15 protein-coding genes and 1 tRNA gene are annotated in these 15857 nt (G+C 64.7%); 10 read left to right on the top strand and 6 right to left on the bottom strand.

Features of this window, described 5'->3' with window-relative positions; all coding sequences use genetic code 11:
- Positions 1-19: 19 nt before the first annotated feature.
- From ACO076_RS07310 to murA, 4 genes are all read right to left on the bottom strand, one after another.
- On the bottom strand, positions 20-790 hold the full coding sequence (locus ACO076_RS07310) for an SDR family NAD(P)-dependent oxidoreductase (protein WP_421726065.1): 771 nt from the start codon (positions 788-790) through the stop codon (positions 20-22).
- Positions 791-852: 62 nt separating this feature from the next.
- Positions 853-2145 carry a histidinol dehydrogenase gene (gene hisD, locus ACO076_RS07305; protein ID WP_421726064.1) on the bottom strand — a complete coding sequence of 431 codons (1293 nt, stop codon included), beginning with the start codon at positions 2143-2145 and terminating at the stop codon, positions 853-855.
- A gap of 13 nt (positions 2146-2158) precedes the next feature.
- On the bottom strand, positions 2159-2608 hold the full coding sequence (locus ACO076_RS07300) for a DUF2948 family protein (protein WP_421726063.1): 450 nt from the start codon (positions 2606-2608) through the stop codon (positions 2159-2161).
- A gap of 77 nt (positions 2609-2685) precedes the next feature.
- Complete coding sequence (murA, locus tag ACO076_RS07295; protein ID WP_421726062.1) at positions 2686-3975, bottom strand: UDP-N-acetylglucosamine 1-carboxyvinyltransferase; 1290 nt, start codon at positions 3973-3975, stop codon at positions 2686-2688.
- Positions 3976-4187: 212 nt separating this feature from the next.
- Between murA and ACO076_RS07290 the strand changes: the two genes are divergently transcribed.
- Together ACO076_RS07290 and ACO076_RS07285 are read left to right on the top strand one after the other, a co-directional pair.
- Positions 4188-5759, top strand: coding sequence for a winged helix-turn-helix domain-containing protein (locus ACO076_RS07290; protein ID WP_421726061.1), 1572 nt, complete (start codon positions 4188-4190; stop codon positions 5757-5759).
- Positions 5760-5898: 139 nt separating this feature from the next.
- Positions 5899-6957, top strand: coding sequence for a class I SAM-dependent methyltransferase (locus ACO076_RS07285; RefSeq protein ID WP_421726060.1), 1059 nt, complete (start codon positions 5899-5901; stop codon positions 6955-6957).
- A 15-nt stretch (positions 6958-6972) separates the two neighbouring features.
- On the opposite strand, the gene ACO076_RS07280 is transcribed toward ACO076_RS07285, so the two are convergent.
- Positions 6973-7545: a GNAT family N-acetyltransferase gene (locus tag ACO076_RS07280; RefSeq protein ID WP_421726059.1), complete on the bottom strand. Its 573-nt coding sequence runs from the start codon at positions 7543-7545 to the stop codon at positions 6973-6975.
- A gap of 170 nt (positions 7546-7715) precedes the next feature.
- Here ACO076_RS07280 and ACO076_RS07275 point away from each other — a divergent pair.
- Positions 7716-7790 (top strand) — tRNA-Thr (locus tag ACO076_RS07275).
- Positions 7791-7906: 116 nt separating this feature from the next.
- On the opposite strand, the gene ACO076_RS07270 is transcribed toward ACO076_RS07275, so the two are convergent.
- Positions 7907-8332 carry a hypothetical protein gene (locus tag ACO076_RS07270; protein WP_421726058.1) on the bottom strand — a complete coding sequence of 142 codons (426 nt, stop codon included), beginning with the start codon at positions 8330-8332 and terminating at the stop codon, positions 7907-7909.
- Positions 8333-8555: 223 nt separating this feature from the next.
- Here ACO076_RS07270 and ACO076_RS07265 point away from each other — a divergent pair, with 223 nt between their 5' ends.
- The 7 genes from ACO076_RS07265 (at position 8556) to ACO076_RS07235 (ending at position 15819) form a co-directional block, all read left to right on the top strand.
- Positions 8556-10061, top strand: a complete 1506-nt coding sequence (locus ACO076_RS07265; RefSeq protein WP_421726057.1) for an alpha-N-arabinofuranosidase — start codon at positions 8556-8558, stop codon at positions 10059-10061.
- Between the two features lie 241 nt (positions 10062-10302).
- Positions 10303-11580: an extracellular solute-binding protein gene (locus ACO076_RS07260; protein ID WP_421726056.1), complete on the top strand. Its 1278-nt coding sequence runs from the start codon at positions 10303-10305 to the stop codon at positions 11578-11580.
- An 85-nt stretch (positions 11581-11665) separates the two neighbouring features.
- Positions 11666-12547 carry a carbohydrate ABC transporter permease gene (locus ACO076_RS07255; protein WP_421726689.1) on the top strand — a complete coding sequence of 294 codons (882 nt, stop codon included), beginning with the start codon at positions 11666-11668 and terminating at the stop codon, positions 12545-12547.
- Positions 12547-13443: a carbohydrate ABC transporter permease gene (locus ACO076_RS07250; protein WP_421726055.1), complete on the top strand. Its 897-nt coding sequence runs from the start codon at positions 12547-12549 to the stop codon at positions 13441-13443. Before ACO076_RS07255 ends, ACO076_RS07250 begins: the two co-directional genes overlap by 1 nt.
- 120 nt (positions 13444-13563) lie before the next feature.
- Positions 13564-14493 carry an ArsR/SmtB family transcription factor gene (locus ACO076_RS07245; protein WP_421726054.1) on the top strand — a complete coding sequence of 310 codons (930 nt, stop codon included), beginning with the start codon at positions 13564-13566 and terminating at the stop codon, positions 14491-14493.
- A 166-nt stretch (positions 14494-14659) separates the two neighbouring features.
- The gene (locus tag ACO076_RS07240) at positions 14660-14935 is read left to right on the top strand and encodes a hypothetical protein (protein WP_421726053.1); all 276 of its coding nucleotides are present in this window, start codon (positions 14660-14662) and stop codon (positions 14933-14935) included.
- Complete coding sequence (locus ACO076_RS07235) at positions 14932-15819, top strand: phytanoyl-CoA dioxygenase family protein (protein ID WP_421726052.1); 888 nt, start codon at positions 14932-14934, stop codon at positions 15817-15819. The genes ACO076_RS07240 and ACO076_RS07235 overlap by 4 nt, the downstream gene beginning before the upstream one ends.
- Positions 15820-15857 lie beyond the last annotated feature (38 nt).

Raw genomic sequence — 15857 nt, 5'->3', positions numbered from 1 at the left:
CCGGCGATCGGTGCTTCTCCTAGAGGGACGTGTACCCGCCTTCGATCATCACCAGTTCTCCGTTGATGAACGACGACGCGGACGACGCCAGGAACAGCGCAAGGTCGGCGATCTCGATCGGTTCGCCGAAGCGGCCGGCCGGGATACGGTCGAGCATCGGCTTGGCCTTGGCTTCGTCGCCCCAGACCTTCGTGCCCATGGTGGTCAGAACCACGGTCGGGCAGATCGCATTGACCTGGATGTTGTGCTTGGCCCACTCGATCGCCAGCGACTTGGTCAACGAATTGAGCGCCCCTTTCGACGACGCGTAGGCGGCGTGATCGTCGAGGGCGACGACGCCGGTCTGCGACGACACGTTGATGATCTTGCCTGAGTGTCGTTCGATCATGCCGGGCGCAACGATTTGCGACAGGAGAAACGGCGCGCGCGCGTTCACCGCCATCAGGAAATCCCAGTCGTCGCCGGTGAGATCGCCCGCCGGCGCGACCTTGGTGGCACCGGCATTGTTGACGAGGATGTCAATGCCGCCGAACGCGTCGAGCGCTGCCTGCCCCATGCTGCGCACCGAATCGGCGTCGGCGAGGTCGCACGGCAAGGTCACGCACCGGCGACCGTGTCCGGTGACCGCATCATAGGCGGCCTTGAGCCCGGCCTCGTCGCGGGCGGTCGCGACGACATCGGCGCCAGCGTCGGCGAAGACGTCACAGATTTCGGCGCCGAGCCCTTTCGAGGCGCCCGTCACCAGGGCCTTGCGGCCTTCCAACGAGAAACGGCCAATCCAGTCTGCCACGATTTGTTTCCCCCCTGCTCTCTTCTTCCGCGGCGGCGCGATCGGCGCGCGGCGACGTTGCCTTATCGGTTCATCCGAATCGCCACCGAGCGGGCATGCGCTTCCAGCCCCTCGGCTTCGGCCAGCGTGATCGCCGCGGGACCGAGGGCGCGCAACTGATCCGGGCCGAGCTTAAGCGTGGTTGTCCGTTTGAGAAAATCATACACCGACAATCCGGACGAAAAGCGGGCCGACCGCGCCGTCGGCAGCACATGGTTCGGCCCACCGACATAGTCGCCGATCGCCTCCGGTGTGTACCGGCCGAGGAAAATCGATCCGGCATGGCGGATCGCCGGCGACAACGCCTCCGGATCGGCCACGGCGAGTTCCAGATGCTCCGGCGCGATCCGGTTGGCGAGCGTCGCGGCACGGTCGAGCGTGTCGACGGTGATGATGGCACCGTGATCGCGCCAGCTCGCCGCGGCGATTTCGCCGCGCGCCAACGTCGCCAGATGCCGGTCCACGGCCGCCGCCACCTGATCGGCAAGGGCAACCGAGTCGGTGATCAGGATCGACTGCGACGCCGCGTCATGCTCCGCCTGGGCCAGCAGATCGGCGGCGATCCAGTCCGGGTCGTTCTCCGCGTCGGCGATGACCAGCACCTCCGACGGTCCGGCGATCATGTCGATGCCGACGACGCCAAATACCTGACGCTTGGCGGCCGCGACATAAGCGTTGCCGGGGCCGACGATCTTGGCCACCGGATCGATCGACCGGGTGCCGTAGGCGAGCGCGGCGACTGCCTGAGCGCCGCCGACGCGATAGACCTCGTCCATGCCAGCGAGCCGGGCAGCGGCAAGCACCAGCGGATTGATGGTCCCGTCGGGCGTGGGAACCGTCATCACCACCCGTTCGACCCCGGCCACCTTTGCCGGCACCGCATTCATGAGAACCGAACTTGGGTATGCGGCGGTGCCACCGGGAACATAGATCCCGACCGCATCGACGGGTGTCCAGCGCTGGCCGAGTTCGACGCCGAGGTCGTCTGTGTGGCGATCGTCCTGCGGCCGATGGCGGCGATGAAACGCCTCGATCCGTGCCTTGGCCAGCGACAGCGCGTCCAGAGCCTCCGTGTCGACCTGGTCCGCCGCCGCCTCCAACGTCCCATCATCGATGCGCATTGTTTCCGGCATCAGGTCGAAGCGGTCGAACCGGCGGGTCGCGTCAACGACCGCCGCGTCGCCCCGCTCCCGGACATCGGCAACGATCGCGCGAACCGCGGCGTCGACATCCTCCGATGTCTCGCGTTTGGCCGCGAGCAACGCCGCGAAGCGGTCCTCGAACGCCGGGTCGGTATGATCGATCCTGGTGACCAAAGGTCCGTCGCCTCTATGCGGCGCCGGCGTCGTGAGTCGGCTTGGCGCTGGTCGCCCAGGCGGGACCGAGATCGGCGAGACGCGCCTCGATGCATTCGACGTCGAGTTGGACCGCCGCGCCGCCGGCAAACTGGAGAAGAATTTGCCCGGCCGGCGCATCGGCGGGCTCGAACTGGATGGCGAGCAGGCTCAGCACCGCGTCCGGCTGGTCGCGGCGAAGATGGCTCGTCTTCGCCGCGGTCACCCTGTCAAAGATCAGCGCCGCACGCCTTCGCTCGAAGCTTTGATCCTTGCCCTCAACCCGCTCCCAGATGAACCGGTTGAGCACCAGCATGAAGCGGTTCTCTTGGGGCAGGTAGCTGAGGTCGCCGACCTTCATCACGGCGTCCTGGACATGGGCCGACACGATCGACAGGTCTTCCTGGTCGAGAGCGGCCAGCTTCAGAATATCGGCTTGCTGCATGACGGCGGCGTCCGGCGTTGTTGTTTTTGTCGCGCCAGAAGTAATGCGCCGGCGGGATTGCCGCAACAGGACAGGCGTCAGGCGGAAAGCCGCTCGATGGTGGCGCCGCAGCCGCCCAGCTTCTGTTCGATCCGCTCGAAGCCGCGATCGAGGTGGTAGACACGGTTGATGACCGTCTCGCCCTCGGCCGCGAGCCCCGCGATCACCAGCGACACGGACGCGCGCAGGTCGGTGGCCATCACCTCGGCGCCAGTCAGCCGTTCGACGCCTGTGACCTTGGCCACTTGCCCGTCGAGCTGAATATCGGCACCGAGCCGCGCCAGCTCCTGCACATGCATGAAGCGGTTCTCGAAGATCGTCTCCCGGATGTGGGACTCGCCATCGGCACGGCAAACCAGCGCCATCAGTTGCGCCTGGAGATCGGTCGGGAAGCCGGGGAACGGCTCTGTGCTGATGTCGATCGGCTTGAGGCCGGCGCCGTTGCGCTTGATCCGGATGCCTTCATTGGTAGGCGTGACTTCGGCACCGATTTCGGTGAGGACCTCCATCGGCCGCTTGACGATGTCGGGCGTCGCGCCTTCGAGCGTCACCTCGCCGCCGGTCATCGCCGCGGCGAACGCGTAGGTGCCGGTCTCGATCCGGTCGGGCATCACCGTGTGGCGGGCGCCGGACAGGGACGGCACGCCCTCAATCCGGATCGTCGCGGTTCCCGCGCCGCTGATCCGGGCGCCCATCTTGGTGAGGCATGCGGCGAGATCGGCTACCTCCGGCTCGCGGGCAGCGTTCTCGATCACCGACTCGCCTTGGGCGAGCGTCGCCGCCATCATCGCCACGTGGGTAGCGCCAACGGTCACTTTCGGGAAACTGATCCGCGCCCCCTTCAAACCGTTCGGCGCCCGCGCGACGACGTAGCCGCCGTCGATGTCGATATCGGCGCCCAGCGACTCGAGCGCATCGATGAAAAGATCGACCGGCCGGGTGCCGATGGCGCAGCCGCCCGGCAGCGATACCCGCGCCTGGCCCATCCGCGCGATCAGCGGGCCGACGACCCAGAAACTGGCCCGCATCTTCGACACCATCTCATACGGCGCCGTCGTGTCGATGATCGCCCGGGCCGAAAGCTCGACCGTCTCGCCGGAATGGCCATTGTGGCTGGCGCGCTTGCCCTTCACCATGCAGTCGACGCCATGGTTGCCGAGAATGCGCTTGAGCAGTCCGACGTCGGCGAGGTTGGGCACGTTGTCGAGGACCAGAGTATCGTCGGTCAAAAGGCTCGCGATCATCAGCGGCAGCGTGGCGTTCTTGGCGCCCGAGATCGGGATGGTGCCGTTGAGTGGGGTGCCCCCGACGATACGAATACGGTCCATGAACGGCGCCCCTCGAAGAATGTCGTGAAAAACCGGCCCAGAAGCCCGGGCAGACGGGTCAGCCCGTCTAGCCCACTATTGGGGCCGGTACAAGGCGAGCGATCCCGGCCGTTAACGCAGGTGTGAACGCCGGCGACAGCGGTTGGCACGATTTGCAAATATCATGTCCATTTTGGTCTTTACTGCCGAAATCCGCGGCGATAATTGCAACTATGACGTTTCGAGTCGGGAACACAGCCGTCGATCCGGCGCGCCGCGAGGTGAAACGCGACGACCAACTCATGTCGGTCGAGCCGAAGGCGTTCGACCTGCTGCTCCATCTTGTCCGCAACCGGGACCGGGTCGTCGACAAGGCGGAGCTGATCGAGGTTTTGTGGCAGGGCCGGGCCATATCGGACTCGGCGCTCTCCACGGTGGTCAAATCGGCCCGCCGGGCGATCGGCGACGACGGCAAGACCCAGGCCCAGATCAAGACCCATCACGGCCGCGGCTTCCGGTTTATCGGCGATGTCCGCGAAATCGACAGCGGCGCGGCACCAGCATCCATCGCCACTACCGAACCGGCCCCTTCGGACGCGACCGTCGATATCGATCTGTCGCTGCCCGACCGGCCGTCGATCGCCGTGCTGCCGATCAATGCGTATGGCGAGATTCAGGACGGCGTCGTCGCTCGAGGGCTCGCCCACGACATTACCGTCGGCCTGGCCCGAACCCGCTGGCTGTTCGTGACGGCACGGGGAAGCGCCATGCGCTTCGACGGGACGCAGACCGATCCCGTTCGCGCCGGGCGCAGGCTGGGCGTTCGCTACCTTCTCCACGGCTCGGTGCTTCAGGCGGGACCCCGGTTTCGCCTGACCATCGCCCTGACCGACACGACGGCCGGTTGCGAGGCATGGGCGGAAACTTTCGAGCGGAACACCGACGATCTGTTCGCGGTCCTGGAAGAAACCGGCCGGCAGGTCGTCGCGGCGGTGGAGAGTGAGATCAATCTGCGGGAACGCCGCCGCGCGATCCTGCAACCGATCGAGTCGCTGGATGCATGGAGCGCCTACCACCGCGCGATCCATCTGCTGTTCAAGTTCCGGTCGGCCCACTATGACGAGGCGGAACAGCTGCTGACCTACGCGGCCGCGACCGATCCTAGTTCGGCGCGCGTCCCGGCTGCGCTATCGTTCCTGGCCTGGCAACGGGCCTTCCTCGGCGGCCGCATCGGGCGCGATCGCCACGTCAACGAAGCGCTTGTCTTTGCGCACGAGGGCATCGCGCTCGATCCCTACGATCCGCAAGGCCACTGGGCGCTTGGCAGAGCCGCCCTGCTGACCGGCGACCTCGACCAAGCGCTCGACGAGATCACGACCGCGGTCAAACTCAACCCCAATTTCGCCGTCGGACACTATTCCCGCGGCTATGCTCTGATGCTGGCCGGTCGCAACACCGACGGATTGGGCGATGTCGACACCGCGCGGCGGCTCAGCCCCTACGATCCGATGTCGTTCGCCTTCATCGCTCTGAAGGCGGAGCAACTCGCCTTCATCGGCCAGTTCAAGCCGGCGATGGAATGGGCCAAGCGCGCGATCCGACAGCCCAACGTTCACTTCCTCGTCTTTGCGATCGCGGCTTGGGTCCACGAGGTTGGGGGCGATCGGGATGCCGCGGTGAGATACATCGCCGAAGCCCAACGGCGGCGGCCCGGCTTCTGCCGCGACGACTACTTCGCCTCGTTCCCGTTTGCCGGCGCGCAACGGCAGCTCCTTGACGGCGCCTTCAACCGGATCGGCTTGTAGACGCTCGTCCCCGCGACGTTTTCACAACGTCCCCACGACTTCCCCACGCCTCCGCCAAGTCCGGCCGCCGCGCCGCTCCTAATCTCGTCTGCCTCACGGCCTGGGACGCCCCGGGCCGTCGCTGCATGGAGAGAGTGGGATGAACGAAGACAAGCTGAACGCGTTTCTGGAAACGATCATGACCGATCTGGGCGGCGCCGCAAGTGTCGCGCCGGTGCGGATGGGCGGAGCGCTCGGCCTCTATCAGGCGATGCATCACAAGGGACCGATGACATCGGACGCGCTCGCCCGCGCTACCGGACTGGCCGAGCGCTATGTCAGGGAATGGCTCGCCCACCAGACGGCATCTGGTTACGTCACCTACGACGCCGACACCGGCCAATTCACCCTGCCGGAGGAACATGCTGCGGTGCTCGTCGATCGAGACAGCCCCGCCTATGTCTTTCCGGCATTCGAGGCAGTGGCCGCCTATCTGGAGAATCAGCCGAAGGTGCAACAGGCGTTTCGGACCGGAGGCGGGGTCCTGTGGGGCGACCAGGCCGGCTGTATCGCCTGCGCCATCGCCGAGTTCTTCCGCCCCGGCTACAAGGCCAATCTGATCGATACCTGGCTGCCGGCCCTCGATGGGGTCGTGGAGAAACTGGAACGCGGCGGACGGATCGCCGATGTCGGCTGCGGCCACGGCATCTCGACCATGATCATGGCGGAGGCGTTTCCCAACGCCGAAGTCATCGGCATCGACTTCCACGCACCGTCGATTGACGAAGCCCGCGGTCACGCCGCGGACCACGGCGGCCTCGACAATCTCAGCTTCGCGGTCGGCCTCGCCGAGGACCTCCCCGGCGACGACTACGATCTCATCACGTTCTTCGACTGCCTCCACGACATGGGCGATCCGGTCTCGGCGGCCAGGCGGGTACGGCAGGCGCTGAAGCCGGACGGGACCTGGATGATCGTCGAGCCGTTCGCCGAGGACCGGCTGGAGGACAATCTCACCCCGGTCAGCCGGATCTACTATGCCGCTTCGCTGATGACCTGCGTGCCGGCTTCGCTCGGCCAGGACGTCGGCGCCGCGCTCGGCGCACAGGCCGGTGAGGCGAAGCTACGCGAGGTGGTCGTCGATGGCGGCGGCTTTGCCACCATGCGCCGGGCGGCGGAAACCCCGTTCAACTTCATCCTCGAAGCCCGGCCGCAATAACCGGCGGGTTCCCGTTCACCCATCCGAATCGCCACGCTTGGTCGTCGCGGCCTTGCGGCGCCTGAGATTGGCCCGCAGGGCGGCGGCCAGCCGGGCCTCGCGCGGACCGGGCCGGCTGCGCGAGGCCCCGGTCTGGTCAGGCGCGGCGTCGGTCAACGGCTTGCGCATCGCGACGACGTTGCGCTGGCGATCGGTCTCGATCCAGCCGAGCCGTGTATAGAGCCCGACGTTGGCATCCATCCCGGCATGGGTGTTGAGCCGCATCTCGGCAAACCCTTGCGCCACCGCCTCCCGGTCGGCGAGTTGCAGGAGCGCCCGGCCGAGGCCAGTGCCCCGCCGGTCGGGATGAACCGCGACATTGACGAGTTGCATGAAGCCGTCGCCGGTGGCGAGCACCAGCCCGCCGACGACGGTCCCGTCGGCCTCGGCTACCCACACCTGATCGTTGGCGATCTGACCGGCGACCCCATCTGACATCGACGGCAGATCGGCGAGCCGTGCCGCATCCTCCGCATACGCCACCTCGAGACAAGCGGTCAGCGGATCGGCATCGGCAAGACCTGCCCGGCGAATGGTCCAGTCGCTCAAAGCGGCACGCTCCTTTGGTTCCGCTGCAACCCGGTGTCGGTCGCCGTACCACAATGGACGACCCGGCCGTCGGGGTCGAGCCAGGCCAAGTCGCACGGATCGCAGTGGCCCGCTTGAAGGCCGGACCGCCATATGGCAGTAAGGCCGCCATTCCGGCAATCGCCGCGTCTGCTGCCGTAGCTCAGTGGTAGAGCACTCCCTTGGTAAGGGAGAGGTCGACAGTTCAATCCTGTCCGGCAGCACCATTATCTTCAATGACTTAGGTACCCCCCACCCCAGCGGCCGGACGGAAACGCACTCGAAATCGCCCAGCGCTCGAAGCCGTGCAACAAGCGACCGCCAAAGAGCCTTGCCGGCTTGGTCAGTTCTGCGTGTCGAGCTGCTTTTGCCAAACGCCGCGCGATACGACGGCGTTCGCACCCGACTCGTAATAGACATGCTCCATCGTCACGTCGTTCACGAGGCGTGCCTGGATGTATCCCGTGTCGTTGACGTTGACGATGACGACGGTCTCGTTGTCCCAGTCGATGACGCCGAGCACGTCTTCCGATCCGCTATCGCCGATCTCGAGCAATCGCCATGAGACTTGCCCGTTGAAGAGGCCGTCCTGCTGTTCATCGATGACCAGCTCCACCTCGATGGTCGTAAAGCCCTGGCTGGACTGGGTGTGGTGGGTGGATATCCAGGTTCCGACCAACGACGGCACGTCCTGCGAGACGGCCGGCGCGCTATAGCCGGCGACAAGCCACAGGACGGCGGCGAACAATGCAAACCCTCGATTGGACATGGGAAAATCCTCCAGCGCGGTGATCGGTTGTTTCGACGTCGACGGCGCAAACCACCATAACCCTCAAGCGATAACTCTATGATGAATTGCCGTCACCCAGGCGGCCCGGTGGCGGCACCGGTCTGGCGGGCGCCCTGGGCCCGCATCTCCATGCTCGGTGCATGTTGCACTAAAACCGAAAGTGAGGTACATATCGGGATAATAGATACAAAGGGAGGGTGCCATGAAGGTGCGGGTGTCAGTGCATCATGATTTCCGGATCGCGGCAATTGATGACCGGATCTACAGCGCTTTCCTCGAGCACCTCGGCCGCGCCGTCTACGGCGGCATCTACGAACCCGACCATCCGGACGCCGACGAAGACGGCTTCCGCCCAGATGTGATCGACCTCGTCCGCTCGCTCAAGCTGCCTTACGTGCGTTACCCGGGCGGCAACTTCGTCTCCAACTACCACTGGGAAGACGGCGTCGGCCCCAAGGACCAGCGCCCGGTCCGCCTCGACTACGCCTGGCGGACCCGCGAAACCAATCAGGTCGGCATCGACGAATTCGCGCGATGGTGCGCCAAGGCGGACACCGGGATGATGCTGGCGGTCAATCTCGGGTCGCGTGGTCTCGACGCGGCGCTGGCCTGCCTTGAATACTGCAACCATCCCGGCGGCACGGCATGGAGCGACCTGCGCCGCGCGCACGGACGCCAGGATCCGTACGACGTCAGAGTCTGGTGCCTCGGCAACGAGTTGGACGGCCCCTGGCAGATCGGCCACAAGACCGCCCGCGAATACGGCCGGCTCGCCAACGAGGTCGGCCGCGCGATGAAGTCGTTCGACAAGTCGCTCGATCTGGTGGCGTGCGGCTCGTCCCACTCGGGCATGGCCACTTACCCGGCCTGGGAGGCGGAGGTTCTCGACGAGTGTTACGATACCGTCGATTTCATCTCGCTGCACACCTACTGGGACAATTTCGAAGGCGATTACCTGAATTACGTCGCCAAATCGGTGCCTCTGGAGCGCTACATCCAGACGGTCGCCGGCACGATCGACTACATCCGGGCCAAGAAGCGCTCCGACCACAAGGTCTATATTTCGTTCGACGAATGGAATGTCTGGTACCACAACCGGAAAGAGGATCAGGAGACCTGGCCATCGTGGGATTGGCCGGTCGCGCCACCGCTGCTGGAGGACGTCTATAATTTCGAAGACGTGCTGCTGATCGGCTGCGTTCTGAACGCCTTCATCCGCCGCGCCGACGTCGTCAAGATCGCCTGTATCGCTCAGCTGGTGAACGTGATTGCGCCGATCATGACAGAACAGGGCGGTTCGGCCTGGCGTCAGACGCTCTACTGGCCGCTCTACTACAGCTCGCTCTACGGGCGCGGCGATGCCCTCGCGGTCGCCGTCGACGGGCCGACCTACAACACCAAGGTCGCCGAGGATGTCCCCTATCTCGACGTTTCGGCCGTTCGAAACGACGAGAACACGATCACCTTCTTTGTGGTCAACCGCCATCCCGACGAGGCGCTCGACCTCGACATCGGCATCGCCGGCCTCCCGCCGCGCGAACTCACCGAACACACGACGATCGCCAACGATGACCTGAGGGCAACCAACACGGTTTCGGCGCCGGACCGGGTCTCGCCTACCAAAGGCACCGGCATCGCTGTCGAGGACGGCGCGATCCGCGGCAGCGTTCCGCCCCGTTCCTATCACGTGATCCGCGTCGCCACGTAAGGACAGTCAGCCGTCTGATTATATCCGATTACGTGATATATATCATGAGACAGGTTGATCATGGTCGAGCGGCCATGTACTCTCAGGGTCGCCCGGACCTGCTGAAAAGATGGGTACGAAACCGAAATGCGGAGGGCGACACAACGGTACCGACACGGGCCAACGCCCGCATTCGGCCGACGGCTTCGGCTCGCGCGCGGGCCAGCCAAATCCACGGCTCACATCAAAGGAGGAAACGGTGATGAGACGAGTTTTGACGACAGCACTGGCGGCGACGGTCGCGGTGTTCGCAGCCAGCGCCCAAGCCGAGGAAACGGTGATCTGGTGGGACTTTCTCGGCGGCGGCGACGGGGTCCGCATGAAGGCCCTGCTCGAGCAGTTCAATGAGGCGCATGAGGGCGAGATCGAGATCCAGGCCACCACGCTCGAATGGGGCATCCCCTACTACACCAAGGTGCAGACCTCGGCGGCGGTCGGTGAGGGCCCCGACATGATGACCTATCATCTGTCGCGTTTTCCGCTCGCGGTGCCGACCGGTGTCCTGCGGGAGATCACACTGGATGAACTGGCCAGCGTCGGTCTCGAGGCGTCCGACTTCAACGCGTCGAACTTCGCCGCGGCCCAGGTCGACGGCAAGCTCTACGGCGTGCCCTTCGACGTCCATGCGGTGGTTCTCTACTACAACAAGGATTTGTTGAGACAGGCCGGCCTGCTCGGCGACGACGGCTTGCCGACCGGGCTCGACGGCGTCGATAACTTCAACGCGGCGCTCGCCAAGCTCGAAGCGGAAACCGGTGTCGAGTACGCCCTGTCGATCCACAGCGACGAAGGCAGTTCGCTCTGGCGCATCTTCTATTCGCTGTTCGGCCAGGAAGGGGGCTTGGTTGTCGACGACGGCCAGGTGCTTCCCGGCGACAATCTCGACAAGGCAGTCGCCGCGGCGTCCGAGATGGCCAAGTGGGTGAAAGAGGGCTGGTCGCCCAAGCTCACCGCCTATCCGGCCTCGATCGCGCTCTTCACCTCCGGTGAAGCGGCGATGCACATCAACGGTGTGTGGGAAGTCCCGACCATGGTCGATCTCGCCAAGAACGGCGAATTGTTCGACTGGGGCGCCATCCGCCTGCCGGTTCTCTACGACCAGCCGGCGACGTGGGCCGACTCCCATGCCTTCGCCATCCCCAACAACGCCGACAAGCCGGTCACGCCTGAGAAACTCGACGCGGTGCTGAAGGTGATCGCCTGGATGAACGAGAACAGCCTGTTCTGGGCGACCGCCGGTCACATCCCGGCCTATGTCCCGGTGACCGACAGCGACGAGTACAAGACCATGCAGCCGAACGCGGTCTACTCGGTGCTGGCCGAAACCGCCGTGTTCGATCCGCGCTCGGAGATCGCCGGTGTTGCCTCGCCGCTGTTCGACGCCGCCACCAACTACTTGGTTCCCGCGGTCAATGACGACATGGACCCGCAGGAAGCGATGGAACTGTTGCGCGACGAGCTGCAAAGCATGCTTGAATAGGCCTCCCGCTTAGGCCACCGGCCGGATCCGGAGCTTTTACAGAGCTGGGTCCGGCCGGTACTGTCTGGACCGACGGGAAAGGCGGATCGCCGTGAACAACAAGCGATCGCAGTATTGGGCCGCGGCCGTCCTGGTGGCGCCGTTTGTCATCGCCCAGATCGTACTCTTCCTCTATCCGACCTCCCAGATGGTGCGGCTGAGCTTCACCGACGCGCCGCTGATTGGAGAAGGCAGCTGGGTCGGCCTCGACAACTACGCCCGGCTGATCGGCGACCGGCTGTTCCTTCGCGCGACCTGGAACACGTTCTACTTCGTCCTGTTGACGGTGGTGCCGACGACGCTGCTCGGGCTGATGATCGGCATGATGGTGACCCGCCTCAAGGGCTGGCTGCAGGCGGCGGTGCTCGCCTGTTTCTTCCTCCCCTTCGTCCTGCCGATAACCGTGGTGACGACGATCTGGGAGTGGGTGCTCGATCTTCAGTTCGGCATCGCCCAGTACCTGATCGAACCCATCGTCGGCGAACGGGTCTCCGTCTTCCGCACCCGCGCCTGGGCGATGCCGGGCGTTGCCATTGTCACGATCTGGTGGACGATCGGCTTCACTGTCCTTCTGTTCGTGGCGGGCCTACGCAACATCTCGCCCGATCTCTACGAGGCCGCCTCGCTTGACGGCGCCTCGGCGTGGGAGCAGTTCCGCTACATAACCTGGCCGCTGATCTGGCCGGTCACCGCGCTGGTGCTGACCATCCAGCTGATCGCCCAGCTCAAGATCTTCGATCAGGTCTATATCCTCACCGAAGGCGGACCGGCCAACTCCACCTACGTGCTGGTCCAGTACATCTTCCGCCAGGCCTTCCAGCTCAACAAAGGCGGCTACGCCTCGACGGTCGCCGTCTTCCTGTTCTTCATTATCGTCGCGCTATCGGTGTTTCAGTACCAGGTGCTACGCACCAGGGATTCGCGCTAATGAGCCGGCCGATGGCTCAGGGCCAGACCCTTGACGGCGCGGCAAGCAGTGGCCTTGCCCGCTGGTCGCGCTCGGTGAACATCGGCGGCGGCATCATCACGCTGCTGACCATCATCGCCGCCGTCATCTGGGCGTTTCCGCTCTACTGGGGCGTGATCACCAGCGTGAAGCCGGAGGCCGACGTGGTCGCCCCCGGCATCCAGCTTATCCCGCAGGCGGTTACGCTGGAGAACTATATCCACGCGATGTTCAACACCAGCATGGGGCGCTGGTACATCAACTCGATCGTCACCACCGTGGCGATCACCTTCCTGATCATCTCCATGGGGGTGATGGCCGGCTACGCCATCTCCCAGTTGCGCTTCCCCGGCCGGAGACTGCTCTACCTGATCGTGCTGGCGAGCTTCATGATACCGTTCCAGGCGTTGGTGGTCAGCCACTTCGTTCTCATGAACGACTTCGGCCAGATCAATACCTGGCTCGGGGTGATCCTGCCCCAGCTCGTCTATCATCCGATCGTGCTGATCGTTTACAAGCAGTTCTTCGACATGGTGCCGCGCGAAATTCGCGAAGCTGCGGTGGTCGACGGCGCCAACGAATTCCAGGTGCTGTTCAAGATCTACCTGCCGATGAACTGGGGGATCACCACTGCGCTGGCCCTGGTCACCTACACCGCCACCTGGAATCAGTTCTTCTGGCCGTTCCTGGTTATCACCCAGGAACCGATGATGACCGTGACCGTCGGCATCACCCAGGTCGACGATGCCTTTGGCGTCAAATACGCCCGCGACCTTGCGGTAGCGCTGTTGGGCGCGATTCCGGTCGCCTTGGCCTATCTCATCTTCCAGCGTCGCGTGACGCAGGCGATCATGCTGTCGGCCGCGATCAAGGGCTGATGCGGGTGGGCAGGCCGCCTGACACGCACGCCGACGAGGAACGCGTTTTCGTTTAGTCAGTATCAGCGATCGTGATACATAAGACGCGCCATCAACGTCATGCGAGTACCCTCCCCGCTAATGAAACCGCATTTCCTAACCATCAACCCGCAGGAGCGAGGCGATGTGCTTCGCGGGCTGGCATCGACCGTCCGGGTCCGGATCCTTGGCCTACTGCACGAAAACGGTGCGCTAAACGTCAACGATATTAGTCGGTTGCTCTCCCTGCCCCAGTCGACGATCGCCACCAATGTTCAGGTTCTCGAAAAGGCCGGGCTGATCGATACCGACACGGTCAAGGCGCGGAAAGGGCATCAGAAGATCTGCTCCGCCCGGTTCGACGAAATCCTCATTCGCTTCGACGTCGAGAAGGCCAATCCCGACGACAACTCGGTCGAGGTCGCCATGCCGCTCGGGCTCTACACGAGCTGCGACGTCACAGCCCCATGCGGGCTCTGCTCGACCGAAGGCGTGATCGGCATGCTCGACGTCCCCGACTTCTTCCTCGACCCGGACAGAGTGCGGGCGGCGCTGATCTGGTTCGGCCGCGGCCACGTCGAGTACAAGTTCCCGAACAACGCCAAGCTGGCCAACGCCGCGGTCGACACTATCGAGCTGTCGATGGAGCTGTCGTCCGAGGTGCTGGGCACCGACCCCGACTGGCCGTCCGACATCACCGTTTGGATCAACAACGTCGCCGTCGGCACGTGGACCTCGCCCGGCGACTATGGCGACAAGCGCGGGGCGTATACGCCTTCCTGGTGGCGGATGAGCGGCTCGCAATACGGCAAGCTCAAGAAATGGACGATCGGCACCGACGGCACCCTGGTCGATGGCGTCCGGGTTTCGGACGTGACCGTGGGCGACCTCGACCTGCCGAACCACCACTCCATCCGCGTGCGCATCGGCATCGATCCGAACGCCGATCATCCCGGCGGCGTCAACATTTTCGGCCGCGGGTTCGGCAACTACGATCAGGATATCGTCATGCGCCTCACCTTCGACCGGTAATGATGCGGTGACCGCTCGCCCACAAGGCCGAATTGGGTCGACTGACATGTTTCCCTTTACCGGCCTCCGATCTTGGCTGATAAAGAGTGTCTCAACTGGGTCGGTCCCGGCCGACGGCTCCTTTCGCAACACAGCCAGATGACAGCCGCCTGGCGGCACCGGAATCATGCGCGCGCAAAAACTGCTGATTCTCTACCTTCACACCTCCGCGCTGGACAGCCGGGTGACCGCGTGGACGATGTATGACGGGACGACGAAAACGCCACCAGTCTCCGGCGACGAGGACGAGCCCCCGTACGAAACCGGGCTGGACGCCCTGCACGACGGCTGGCGGGTGATCCAGATGTCGACCCTGTCGCCCCAGACCGGCGAACTGGACTACGAACCCGGTTTCTTGGCGTTCGAGGTGGTATTCGAGAAGATCGAGGAGGCGGTCGAATGAAACTGCTCACCGTCGACCAGATGGTCGACTTTGTCCGCAACGGCTTCCTGCGTTTCGACGCGGTGGTCCCGGCGTCGGTCAACGCCGCGTTCATGGACCGGTATGCCCGCGATCTCGTCGACGAGAACGACGCTAACCGTCGCCTGCCGGCCGTCCGCTTCGACACGCCGATCGGCGAGGCCTTCGCCCCCGACACGCCGATCGACGCCATGCTCCGCCTGCCGGAGGTCGCCGGCGCCCTCCACAGCCTTCTCGGCCCCGGCGCCTTGGTCGACCACCAGCGCCTGCATTATCGGGAGCCGGGGCAGCACGTCTCGCAGTTCCTCCATTGCGACGCGATGATCGACGCCCGTCGCGACGCCTTCGACGTCCAGTTGATGTACTACCCCCACGACGTCACCCGCGAGATGGGCGGGACGCTGATCGTGCCGGGCAGTCATCTCCGCCGCGTCAACCAGGCGACCATCGCCCGCTACCAGAACGTCCGCGGCCAGACCCAGTTGGTCGGCCCGGCCGGAACCGTGCTGATCCTCCACCACAACATCTGGCACGCCGGGCGACGCAACGCCTCCGATACGCCCAGGGCGATGTACAAGCTTCGCTTCAACCCGACCGTCCGGCAGACCGGCCATTGGGACATGTCGACCTATGACGCCGAGGCGGCCCGCGCCGCCAAGCCGTTGCACTCGCCGCACGGAGCCGAGGACGACATCCAGCACCGGCTGTCGACCTGGGAGCCCTGGGCTGACGTGCGCGGCGGTTACCTCGACGTGGTTCAGCGCACCAAGCTGTGGCGCCTGCTCGCCGGCGACGACGACTTCACGGTCCATCACTGGCTGACCCGTGTGGAAAATGTGCCGGGCGAGGCACGATTGGACGGTTAGTCGACGCGTCGATCACAGGGCAAGCGGCGAGATTTCGC

The organism is Bauldia sp. (genome assembly GCF_965232525.1).
Lineage (GTDB): Bacteria > Pseudomonadota > Alphaproteobacteria > Rhizobiales > Kaistiaceae > Bauldia.
The sequence above is the reverse complement of the archived record's forward strand: the minus strand, read 5'-3'. Positions and strand labels throughout refer to the sequence as shown.

What these genes read in the sequence shown, in the direction of transcription:
- ACO076_RS07300 (WP_421726063.1), bottom strand. Translation starts at nt 2,608, where the DNA reads ATGCAGCAAGCCGATATTCTGAAGCTGGCCGCTCTCGACCAGGAAGAC.
- murA (WP_421726062.1), bottom strand. Translation starts at nt 3,975, where the DNA reads ATGGACCGTATTCGTATCGTCGGGGGCACCCCACTCAACGGCACCATC.
- ACO076_RS07290 (WP_421726061.1), top strand. Translation starts at nt 4,188, where the DNA reads ATGACGTTTCGAGTCGGGAACACAGCCGTCGATCCGGCGCGCCGCGAG.
- ACO076_RS07285 (WP_421726060.1), top strand. Translation starts at nt 5,899, where the DNA reads ATGAACGAAGACAAGCTGAACGCGTTTCTGGAAACGATCATGACCGAT.
- ACO076_RS07270 (WP_421726058.1), bottom strand. Translation starts at nt 8,332, where the DNA reads ATGTCCAATCGAGGGTTTGCATTGTTCGCCGCCGTCCTGTGGCTTGTC.
- ACO076_RS07265 (WP_421726057.1), top strand. Translation starts at nt 8,556, where the DNA reads ATGAAGGTGCGGGTGTCAGTGCATCATGATTTCCGGATCGCGGCAATT.
- ACO076_RS07260 (WP_421726056.1), top strand. Translation starts at nt 10,303, where the DNA reads ATGAGACGAGTTTTGACGACAGCACTGGCGGCGACGGTCGCGGTGTTC.
- ACO076_RS07250 (WP_421726055.1), top strand. Translation starts at nt 12,547, where the DNA reads ATGAGCCGGCCGATGGCTCAGGGCCAGACCCTTGACGGCGCGGCAAGC.
- ACO076_RS07245 (WP_421726054.1), top strand. Translation starts at nt 13,564, where the DNA reads ATGAAACCGCATTTCCTAACCATCAACCCGCAGGAGCGAGGCGATGTG.
- ACO076_RS07240 (WP_421726053.1), top strand. Translation starts at nt 14,660, where the DNA reads ATGCGCGCGCAAAAACTGCTGATTCTCTACCTTCACACCTCCGCGCTG.
- ACO076_RS07235 (WP_421726052.1), top strand. Translation starts at nt 14,932, where the DNA reads ATGAAACTGCTCACCGTCGACCAGATGGTCGACTTTGTCCGCAACGGC.